The sequence below is a fragment of the Janibacter anophelis NBRC 107843 genome (assembly GCF_001570945.1).
Classification (GTDB): Bacteria; Actinomycetota; Actinomycetes; order Actinomycetales; family Dermatophilaceae; genus Janibacter; species Janibacter anophelis.
Map to the genome: position 1 here is coordinate 1 of NZ_BCSQ01000118.1, position 880 is coordinate 880.

Annotated in this window: 2 protein-coding genes; both read left to right on the top strand. The window is 71.8% G+C overall.

The window, feature by feature from the left end:
* On the top strand, nt 1-217 hold a 217-nt coding region (locus JAN01S_RS17455; protein ID WP_218000071.1), incomplete at its 5' end, for a hypothetical protein.
* Between the two features lie 23 nt (nt 218-240).
* On the top strand, nt 241-840 hold the full coding sequence (locus tag JAN01S_RS16410; RefSeq protein ID WP_157075824.1) for a hypothetical protein: 600 nt from the start codon (nt 241-243) through the stop codon (nt 838-840).
* Nucleotides 841-880: the final 40 nt, after the last annotated feature.

Genomic DNA, 880 nt, shown 5'->3' on the forward strand with positions numbered 1-880 from the left:
AGCCCCGGCCCCAGCGCCCGCGCCAGCCCCGGCCCCAGCGCCCGCGCCCGCCCCGGCCCCGGCTCCCAAGCCCGCGCCGAAGCCGCCGGTCGCCCCGGTCGCGCCCGGACCCGGCTGGACCAACGACGCGCTGACCCCGGGCTACACCGGCTGCCGGCAGGGCTACCCGGGCGGGAAGATCAACGGCGTCTACTGGTGGAAGCCGATCGCCTGCTGAGCCCGTCGGCCACAATGCGGGTCATGCATGACGAGGTCATCCACGAGGAGCTGCGGGTCTTCGGCAACGGCAAGGGCAAATGGCGCATCATCGCCGAGCTGTGTGGCTACTTCGCCGTGGCCGGACTGATCGTGCCGTCCCTGCGGGACGTGAGCTACGTCGAGGCACTCGTCATCACGGTGATCATGATCGTGGCCTTCTCCGGGTTCGTCCTCCTCGTCTCCCGGGCTCGGGTGACGGTGACGCGGACCGAGGTCCGGGCGCGAGGAGCCTTGCGCACCACCGTGATCCGGCGTGACCGGATCGCGGAGGCGGTCCACGTCAAGCAGTTGCACGTCATGGGGATCCCGCAGGGTTACCTGGCCCTGCTCGATGACGCCGGCGAGCCGCTGTGGCGCACCACGACCGAGAAGTGGACGCCGCAGACCCTCAAGGTCCTCACCACGTCGGGCCGCCGCCGCACCGTGCTCGACGAGGCCGGTCCGGCCGAGATCGTGCCGCGGTGGCCGCGCCTCCTGCCGTGGCAGCTGGCGCACCCGATGCTCGCGTTCTGGGGGACGACGATCGGGCTGCTCGCGGTGGTGGGCATCGTCCTCGGCGTGACCTTCGTCGTGTGGGGATAGATGCCGCCAAAGGGAGCTGTGCCGCCTCGGCGGGACGTCG

Excerpts from the sequence above, each read along its gene's own strand:
- JAN01S_RS16410 (WP_157075824.1), top strand. The coding sequence starts at position 241 with ATGCATGACGAGGTCATCCACGAGGAGCTGCGGGTCTTCGGCAACGGC.